Origin of the sequence: Daejeonella sp., assembly GCF_037719425.1 — a bacterium.
In the GTDB taxonomy this organism is placed as follows: Bacteria; Bacteroidota; Bacteroidia; order Sphingobacteriales; family Sphingobacteriaceae; genus Daejeonella.
In genome coordinates, this window is record NZ_JBBJNI010000164.1 from 1 (window position 1) to 8,854 (window position 8,854).

12 protein-coding genes are annotated in these 8,854 nt (G+C 42.5%); 5 read left to right on the plus strand and 7 right to left on the minus strand.

Features of this window, described 5'->3' with window-relative positions:
- The coding region (locus tag WKF69_RS16845; protein ID WP_340383391.1) for a site-specific DNA-methyltransferase at nucleotides 1–233 on the minus strand (233 nt) is incomplete at its 3' end.
- A 380-nt stretch (nucleotides 234–613) separates the two neighbouring features.
- On the opposite strand from WKF69_RS16845, the gene WKF69_RS16850 reads away from it, so the two are divergent.
- From WKF69_RS16850 to WKF69_RS16860, 3 genes are read left to right on the plus strand one after another with little or no spacing between them, the layout of a single operon-like run.
- The gene (locus WKF69_RS16850; RefSeq protein WP_340383392.1) at nucleotides 614–1,462 is read left to right on the plus strand and encodes a DNA adenine methylase; all 849 of its coding nucleotides are present in this window, start codon (nucleotides 614–616) and stop codon (nucleotides 1,460–1,462) included.
- Nucleotide 1,463: 1 nt separating this feature from the next.
- Complete coding sequence (locus WKF69_RS16855) at nucleotides 1,464–2,573, plus strand: hypothetical protein (protein WP_340383393.1); 1,110 nt, start codon at nucleotides 1,464–1,466, stop codon at nucleotides 2,571–2,573.
- A 3-nt stretch (nucleotides 2,574–2,576) separates the two neighbouring features.
- A complete protein-coding gene (locus WKF69_RS16860) occupies nucleotides 2,577–3,509 on the plus strand; it encodes a hypothetical protein (RefSeq protein ID WP_340383394.1) in 933 nt (310 codons plus the stop codon).
- Nucleotides 3,510–3,528: 19 nt separating this feature from the next.
- Here WKF69_RS16860 and WKF69_RS16865 read toward each other — a convergent pair whose 3' ends face one another.
- From WKF69_RS16865 to WKF69_RS16890, 6 genes are all read right to left on the minus strand, one after another.
- Nucleotides 3,529–4,056, minus strand: a complete 528-nt coding sequence (locus tag WKF69_RS16865; RefSeq protein WP_340383395.1) for a hypothetical protein — start codon at nucleotides 4,054–4,056, stop codon at nucleotides 3,529–3,531.
- 100 nt (nucleotides 4,057–4,156) lie between these two features.
- Nucleotides 4,157–4,924 (minus strand): hypothetical protein, encoded by a 768-nt coding sequence (locus tag WKF69_RS16870; RefSeq protein ID WP_340383396.1) that lies wholly within the window; start codon nucleotides 4,922–4,924, stop codon nucleotides 4,157–4,159.
- Nucleotides 4,911–5,564: a DUF6266 family protein gene (locus WKF69_RS16875; protein ID WP_340383397.1), complete on the minus strand. Its 654-nt coding sequence runs from the start codon at nucleotides 5,562–5,564 to the stop codon at nucleotides 4,911–4,913. Before WKF69_RS16875 ends, WKF69_RS16870 begins: the two co-directional genes overlap by 14 nt.
- A gap of 18 nt (nucleotides 5,565–5,582) precedes the next feature.
- Entirely contained in the window at nucleotides 5,583–5,951 is a 369-nt protein-coding gene (locus tag WKF69_RS16880; RefSeq protein WP_340383398.1) for a hypothetical protein, read from the minus strand.
- 124 nt (nucleotides 5,952–6,075) lie between these two features.
- The gene (locus WKF69_RS16885; protein ID WP_340383399.1) at nucleotides 6,076–6,714 is read right to left on the minus strand and encodes a DUF6266 family protein; all 639 of its coding nucleotides are present in this window, start codon (nucleotides 6,712–6,714) and stop codon (nucleotides 6,076–6,078) included.
- Nucleotides 6,715–7,332: 618 nt separating this feature from the next.
- Nucleotides 7,333–7,608, minus strand: coding sequence for a hypothetical protein (locus WKF69_RS16890; protein ID WP_340383400.1), 276 nt, complete (start codon nucleotides 7,606–7,608; stop codon nucleotides 7,333–7,335).
- 241 nt (nucleotides 7,609–7,849) lie between these two features.
- Here WKF69_RS16890 and WKF69_RS16895 point away from each other — a divergent pair, with 241 nt between their 5' ends.
- Nucleotides 7,850–8,317 carry a helix-turn-helix transcriptional regulator gene (locus tag WKF69_RS16895; protein WP_340383401.1) on the plus strand — a complete coding sequence of 156 codons (468 nt, stop codon included), beginning with the start codon at nucleotides 7,850–7,852 and terminating at the stop codon, nucleotides 8,315–8,317.
- Complete coding sequence (locus tag WKF69_RS16900; protein ID WP_340383402.1) at nucleotides 8,305–8,652, plus strand: helix-turn-helix transcriptional regulator; 348 nt, start codon at nucleotides 8,305–8,307, stop codon at nucleotides 8,650–8,652. The genes WKF69_RS16895 and WKF69_RS16900 overlap by 13 nt, the downstream gene beginning before the upstream one ends.
- Nucleotides 8,653–8,854: the final 202 nt, after the last annotated feature.

Here is an 8,854-nt window from a genome sequence, read left to right on the forward strand (position 1 = left end):
TGCGTGATGTCTATGCCGAGCCAGCGACGGTGGAGGCGTTCGGCGACGTTGACGGTCGTGCCGCAACCGCAGAAGGGGTCGAGCACCACGTCGCCTTCGTTGCTGCTGGTCTTGATGATGCGTTCGAGAAGTGCTTCGGGTTTTTGTGTGGGATAGCCGAGACGTTCTTTAGCTTGCGAGTTGAGCGGAATGTCCAAGTAGCCCTTGAAGTACGGTGCTTCGTATGTTGACACGAGACAAGAGTTGTTCTCCACCAATGGAATCATCCTTCAACATCCCTGAGTTAAAACATGGAGCGATCGCAGGCGAGCGATGAAATGAAGACTGGAGGATTTTAATATGAATATTTAATATGAATGCAGGAAAAGTCGAGAAATCTTATGCGGACTGACTTTCCTCAAAGAAAAAAGCAAACACAGAGCACCGCTTTGGCGATATTTTGCGAGGATTGGAATGACTAATGCAATATTTCCTATGGCATATTGGTGTGGCCAAATTAATTTTCAAAAAGGAAAATATTGTCCTTACCTTTATTAAACATAATTCTACTAAGGCAGATTTAGTTGATTATAGCCACTGTATATTGATACATACCTATTAGCACGTTAGATAATTGAATTTTTTTTCGCCACTAAGATACCCCGGAGGTAAAGCCTCATTCACGAAGATTTTCTTAAGGATTTTTTCTGAGAACCAGTTATCCATTGATACCTATTTCGAATTTTATGCAGGAGGAGCCGGTGCGGCTCTTGAGCTATTATTAAACAAGCATGTTTCGAAAATCGTCTTAAATGATGCCGATTATCACATATATTCTTTTTGGAATGCAATTATTTATGACACTGAAAATTTTCTAAGAAAGCTAAATGATACTCCTGTAGATATGACCGAATGGAGAAACCAGAAAAATATTTACGAGGATGTCAATGGCCTGGATACTTTGACAATTGGATTTTCCACATTCTTTCTAAATCGGACAAACCGCTCCGGAATATTACTGAAGGCTGGACCCATCGGTGGAATGGATCAGGGAGGAAACTACAAATTAGATGCTAGGTATAATAAAAAGAACCTCAGTGAAAGAATAACTGAAATAGCAAAATTGGAGTCCAGTATTACCATCTATAATGAAGACGCCATTAATTTAATGAATGCATTAGAAACCAATTTAGCGCTTGATAGCAGCTTCCTCTTTCTTGACCCGCCTTATTTTGTGAAAGGGAGTAAGCTCTATTTAAACCATTATAACGAGCAGGAACATATCGCCTTAAGAGATTTTCTTATGGCTAACAGGGAGTTTAACTGGTTAGTTTCTTACGACAATGTTACGGCAATACATGATCTCTATAGAAATTTCGATAACTGCTTAGTCGATATTAACTACAGCTTGCAATCGAAAAAAAAGGAAAAAGAAATTGTCATTTTTTCCGATAAATTGCATTTTGCAAACGAACCTACATAACATGGCGACTCAAATTCAGGATATAGCTATTGATCTTTTAGAATTTGATAAGCAGAATCCTAGGCTTGTCGAATTTGGCTTCAGCGAAAAGATTAAAGAAGAAGAGCTTGTTGAAGTGCTATACAGGGTTATGGCAGTGGAAGAAATTATTCTATCCATGCATCATTCAGGATATTTTAAAAACGATCCTTTAATTGCAATACCTGATGGGAAGAAATTCACTGTTATCGAGGGCAATAGACGTTTGGCGGCTATCAAGGTAATAGTTGAATATCCTAAATATGAGAAGTTTTACCCCAAAGCACTTCCAGTACCCACCAATGAAGTAAAAGATCGATTAAAGACCATTCCGGTAGTAATCGAAAAGAGCAGGAAGGATGCCTGGCAGTTTATCGGATTTAAACATGTCAACGGCGCGTCGAAATGGAATAGCTTCGCAAAAGCAGAATATATTGCTCAGGTACACAATGATTTCGGCGTGTCGTTACAGGATGTAGGACTGCAAATTGGTGACACTAATAAGACAGTTCAAAGATTGTATCAATCACTAATGGTGATTGAGCAGGCAGAAAAAAGCCAAGTTTTCGATAAGACAGATATAAATGCACCTAGGTTGTATTTTTCGCATTTGTATACAGGTCTACAATATGATGGTATTAGGGACTTTATTGGATTAAAAGACATTGAAGCAGAGACTAAAGAACCTGTAACGAAGATTACGGAGTTAGGGGAAGTGTTGACATGGTTGTTTGGTAGTAAAAAGAAGGAGATAAAATCAGTTATTGTTTCCCAAAACCCAGACCTGCGAAATTTTGACGCGGTTATAAAGTCGCCGGAAGCCAGATCAGCACTGAGGGCAACGAATGATCTTCATGTCGCATTTGAAATAAGTCAACCAGATGATCTAAAATTTACAGAAAGCCTTAACGAAGGTAAACGAGCTCTGTATAAGTCTTTACAGTATTGGGTTACTGGTTATGATGGTGATATAACAGACTTGAAGACAGCAGGTTCAATAGCAAATATGGCAGACGAGCTATACAATCTAATGGAGAAAAAGCATTTGGAGGTATATGGGAAGAGCGATAAAAAAACTCGGATCACAGAATAACCAATGAGTTCATATAAAATTAATGGCCCTATACCAACTGTAGACTCCCACATTGAAGCTCTGGCAGACTATTTTGAGATCCAGGCGTTATGTGCTCAAAACAATGAGATATCAGCAAAGGATATTCTTAAAAAATTGATGAAACCGGCGGATGAACCAAGCGATGAAGCCGGAATCGAAGACTTAGAAGACAAGATTAATACTAAACTTGAACCGGTAATCGATGCAATTCAGCGACGAATTACAAACTCTAGAGGAAACTATCCCTTCACTTTGGAGGTAAATGGAAATGTAGTTGCATTTCGCGGATTCAATGATTTTACCGCATACCTTTATGTATATCTGCTATTTGCCACTCGATTAAATATGAACGCGAATGCCAGTTTTCAGAATATCGATGGCACTAAACTTTTTGAACTAATTTCTGCGGAGGTTGCGAAAACTTATTTTGGAGATAGAAGTTCCGCTTTAGTTTTCGGAACGGCTTTAGACGGTGGATTCGACGCAAAAGTGAACGATCTATGTGAAAAATTAAATGAGGGGACGTCGTTTGTTAATCATGGCGGGGGCGAAGTCACCGAAAATGATGATGCACTTGACATAGTTGTATGGAAGTCATTTGAAGATCAGGTTGCGAATAAGCTAATTGGATTTGGTCAATGTAAAACAGGTACATCTTATGAGGGACAAAGGAAAGACCTTCAGCCTAAGGATTTTTGCAAAAAATGGATTAAGACGCCGATAAATCAAGAACCCATCAGAATGTTCTTCATTGCGGATGTCATGGAAGTTGCTAAGTTTTGGAAAAGGTCTCTTGACGCTGGAATATTGTTCGATAGAGTAAGAATTATGGATTATCTTCCGAATCTTGACGATGATCTCCAACAAAATATTACACAGTGGAGCAGTGATGCCCTCCAATTTGCGAACAATTGAAAAAAATGAATATTAGAACTTAGTGAGGATTGCTACCCCCCTCCCCGCATTCTCTTGGACGTATCAGCCTAATCCACAACCAAAAACCAAACATCCCAACAGCCATAATCACAACCAACACCATAACCCTCAAACTTATTTTCCAAACTTCCCGACTTTTCGATACTTCATTTTTTCGCATTTCCCTCTCACCAACATACCCAATACTATAATCTTTCTTCACCACCACAGCAGAACTATCTTTCCCATCAGTAACACTCTCTTTCACACCCCAATACTCAATCACCGAAGCCCTCCCCCTAAACCCATTATCCACAGACAAGCTAAACGTATCCAGGGGATAGATCCGCATCCCAACCAATTGCCTGCTGGAGTCTCGGATATCCACAACCCGCACACCATTTATAGCTTCGGAATGACTTTCATTCAGGCTGATCTTTTCTTTCCCAAGTTCGCTTGACTTTGATTTGACGAAATTCAGCTCCCTGCTCCGGCAGGAGGCTAGAGACAGGATTATTACTATTGATATCAGTTTTAATGTTTTCATTTTTCTAATTTTTAGTTTGAATTAATTGTACGTTTACCACATGCGACCACCTTCGGGGTCAAAGCTGACTGAGTAACAAGGGACAGTGAGCTCTCCACTCTCAATTCTCAATTACCCCAACGTATCTGGCTACCTTATAAATAGATTTAACTAGCCTGCGCTTACGGTAAACCCCGTCTCCTTCCCGGCTGCCGAAATTATTGGTGTTCCCTTCCACTGAAATCATCCAGGTACCGTCCCATTGATCGATAAAGCCGACATGGGCTATCCGGGCCTTCTCGGGGAAGAATAGACCGAAAACATCACCCGTACCGGGTGAGTTGAAAGTTGAAAATTGAAAGTTGAAAGTTGGCAAAGTGTTCAGTCCTTCCGGCTTTGCACTCTCAACTTTTCCGCTTTCCTTCTCCGCCAAGCCATTTTCAATTTTCAGTTTTCCATTTTCAATTCTTTGAAGCTTTCCGCTTTTCCCGTAGGAACTCCCTTGGAGTAGTTTTATAGGCCATATCACATTACTAGCCCTAAACAAATCCGGCGACCATCCACTTCGGGGATTTGGAGCCCCCGCCTGCCCAAACACCCAGCACACAAACGCCGCACACCATGGATTGTCCTTTGGAAGGTTTACGTAGAGGAGGTATTTCTCGACATCGGCTCCGGCGTTGATTCCTTTTTCGCGGATGCCGATCTGGGAGGTATAGATTTGCTGTACCCTGATCCGGTCTGAGTTAAAACCGACTGGCGCTAAACTCTGCGTGTTATCTGCCTTTGTTCTTTCCGCGTTGAATAGGATCACGGCGAATCCAATCATAATTGAAAACAGCATACCAAAGATGTTCTCTGCGCTGGAGGTGTGATCAATCCGTTTCATAAGGCTCAGATTTTAGCGCAGATACTTTGCCGATATACGCGCTGTTTGAAAACTGATCCAGCATTTCTGAACGGAAGTACAGCCAGATATGGATCTCGTGGCCAATGACCTCGTTTGGAATTTTGAATGCTCCGATCTGCTCGAAGCGCTGTAGCCCGGTATTGACCGGATGCCAATTTTGTTGCAGTTCCGGGCAATAGATCAGAGCAATCAGTTCATCATTCAGATAAGCATTATAGGAATGGTGACATTCGTAGCAAAACAGCAACTTATTTGATTTTGCATCATACACCATTTCTGCCTGTGGCATACGCAGGGAGCCGGATACGAGAGAAACTTTAGAATAGTCTAGCTTTAAGTGGGGATATTCTCCTGTTATCGACTCGCAAAGGTTTTTCTTCATCGCATTGTGCAAGCCTGATCTCTTCGGGTTGCTCCTGTAACTTTCATTGAGCAGCTTTTTAAGCGGGGAAAGGAAATGCATGACAATCGCGAATTTCCTGCAATGAAACAACTGCTTTTCCGAAGGTGCTTTGAGCGATTTCTTTGGTGCCTGCTTTACATAATTGACCCCATTTTTGGTGCTGTATACCAGATCCCCGACCTTGCCGGTTATCCTTCCTGCTAGTATTCTTGCCATGATAATTTTTTTAGATCTTTAAATCAATGCAGTCAGTACAATTACAAATGCGTAAAAAATGGAGAGATAGAACCCCAGATAGATCAGTACCTTTTGTGAATTAATGAGGCTTCTGAAGTTGCGCTCAAAGTGCTTCGCGGAATATTCGGCAAAGACCGGCCAGATAACTTTGATGATCCACCAGGTGCCAGCTTTGAATATGAGGATGGCAGATACAGCCAGGATGATCGCGCTGTAGATTCCGGGGTCTATAGCCGCAGCGGTTGAATCGATCATTCGCACCGCGTACGGAAATGTGATGAAGATTAATACAATGACGACTATTCCGGTAAATTCTCTATGGAAGAGGAATTCACCAGGTTGAAAATATTTTTGAATGAGTTTCATGGTTATGAGTTTTAGTTTTAAGCCTGCCTGACGTTAGGCAGGTAATAGGTTTTAATTATCCACCGACCGCTAAAGTCTGGAGGGTGAGAAAAATTGCGGCGGCAAGAGGCCGCCGCAAGATTAATTACACAATAACTGCCGAGCCAGCGTAGGAGCTGTTAGACACCCTGCCGTTCCTGGCCATAAAGAACAGATACACATGTACCGTATTCCCCAGGTAAGCTGCCGGGACATACACAGTCATTTCTCCTTCCGGACGAAGTATTCCCATCTCTCCGCTAAGGAAGATGTTGTTTAGCGGATCAAAAATTACGGCCGTGGCCTCGTCATCTAAAAAGCCATTGTAAGGATTAATATCAGGCGACCAACTGATTACCAAAGTCTCTGCATACGCTGTAATTGCAGGGCCAACCGGTGCGGCTAAGGTTCCCTTTGCAACCATAACTTTGCCATAATCGATCGTGTAGTCGGGGTATGTGCCGGTTATCGCATTGTCGAGGATAAACTTTACTGCCATGTTGTAACCTGATGCTTTACGCTGCTTCTGCCCGTTAAATCCGACGTTTAAGAGGTCTTTGATCGGACCAAGAAATCTAATCGCTGTAGCAAATTTGGACTGCTGCTCAAGCTGCTTCAGCGATTTCGGTTTGTTACTGATCTTTGGAATCCCTTTCATGTAGCTGATGTCTCTCCAGGTGCTTCCAATAAAACTTCCGGCTTTGCCGATGAAGGTTCCATTGCCTCCGTTTCTAAGTGTTCCCATGTTTTTTTAAATTTTAAGAGTTAAAAAATCTGTTTATGTACCGGTACAGCACAAACCTGGTTACAAAGCAAAAAACCGCCAAATTTTTGCCGCCAATTGCCGAAACTTGCCGGAAGGTTGCCGTGGATTGCCGCTAGGAGGTTCGGTCTTCACCCGGGCGCCCACTTTTGGAGTCCGTTCAAAAACTGTGGGTATCTGGTGAAAGACTGCAGAAAGACAGGACTAAGACAAATGGAAGACAGACGGTAGCTTCATTATGGCGGGCTGCCGGATTTCTCGCGCGGTGCTTTAGGAATAATTCTGCAGGAGACGAACAAACCTTAAACGTTTTCCAATGGTTTCACGAAGAAAAGGGGGTTTTTCCCGAACGTTTCCCAAAGAGTTCCCGAACAAAAGGGTGGTTTTCCCGAACAAACCCCGAACACGTACGGAAGAAAACCTATGAAAGTGCCGAAGAGATGTAAGAAGTGGGCCAGACTATGGTAAGGGAAAGGCTGGGGGAGGGCCGGTAAGGTCCCGGATTTGTCTTCCAACTGTCTTCCATCAGTCTTCAATTTGTCTTTGAGCAGATTCAGCCGGTGCAGCCATCAAAGCCGGCATTTTGTGCCAATTATATTTTTACTTAATGTAATTGTTCCTGATCTTAAAGAGGGAAGGTTTGAAATATTGGTAGAACCTGCCTCTCTTTCTCCAAAGAAAGCCCGGGTCATCCCTTAAAGTGAAAAGAGTTCTTTCGCACACAGGGAGAATTTTTAATGTCTCCCGTGTATTCAGCCAATTTGCGTCGTCGTGCTCATCCGGATCCTGACGGTCCTCCAGCAGCGAGATGATCTTCTGTTGATTACTCAACATCATCTCGAAAAGGACGATAATCTTTTGTTCGAATTCTGACATTGGGGATGCATTTCACACAACAAAGTTCGGGAACCCAAAACATCTCAACGATGCGAAATCGTGCATACCCTATGAAAGTTTGAGCATAACTGTGGATAATTTCGCAGATCGCGAAATATTCTATGCATAATCATGCATATCCGTGCATAATGATTTTTTTCTTTTTCTGGGTTTGTACAAGTGTCTGATCCTTGGTAATTTAAGGCATAATTAAACCTATCGTTAAACTAATTTTTAAACCATGAAGAGAACTAAATTTTCATTAATGCTGGAGGCAGAAAGAAATCGCCTCGGCCACAGTCAGGTACAGACTGCAGAATGGGTATTCATGACCCAATCTGCCTATTCCCGGATGGAAAATGGGAAGACAAATCCCGGTGTAGAACGGTCGCTTGAGGTCATTAAGCTTTTAGAGCCTCATGGCTACAAGGGTATTCAACCCATTGAGCTCGAGGAAATCGATGGCGTCCCATCAATATCTATCAGATGGCCTTGGCATAAATACTGGCTTTATGCATTAATAGCTGTGGTAGTGTTAATGGCTATCGACTATATGGCGAATGCACCCGGTGATCTCGCCCGCGGATTTTCTGATGGCTCCAACGGTAAGCCTGCCGAGGATAGCTCGGCAGCTGTAATATTCCTTGTCCTGACAATAGGAGGAATAGTTTATGGCTTATACCGCCTGATTAAAAAATGGCAACAGTAAAAGAAATATATAACTACACCCCCCAGGAATGGGAAGACCATCAGGCCGAAATACTTGAGCATGTGGTCGAAGGCCGAAAACAGCTTGGTCTGACACGGGAATGGATAGCCAGTAATGCTGGCTATTCCATTACCCAATACACGAGGCTGGAGGAGGGCATCAGATTTTTGGAGTTTGAGGACTTTATGCGGATCGGGGTAGTCTTTTACAAATACCAGGAATCACTTTCACCGGCCTACATCCAGGCTTGGAACCGGTTAATATTGATCATAAATCGTATGGGCTTTCATTTTCGATTTTGGATAAAAAGGTTGCGGGATTTATTTGAATCCTGAAGCTGATGCTGAGAGGCAGAAGTCGCAGGTCAGAGATCAGACTGGATTTCCGACAAGAATAACTAACATTTTGCGTACTTCACGCCTGCCTGCCGCAGTTACCCTGTACACACAAATAATTACGTCCGGAAAAGCTAGAAGGTCCCTGCTTTCGCCCAATGTCATTAAGTTAGTGATATAAGTCACTGTATATCAATTATTT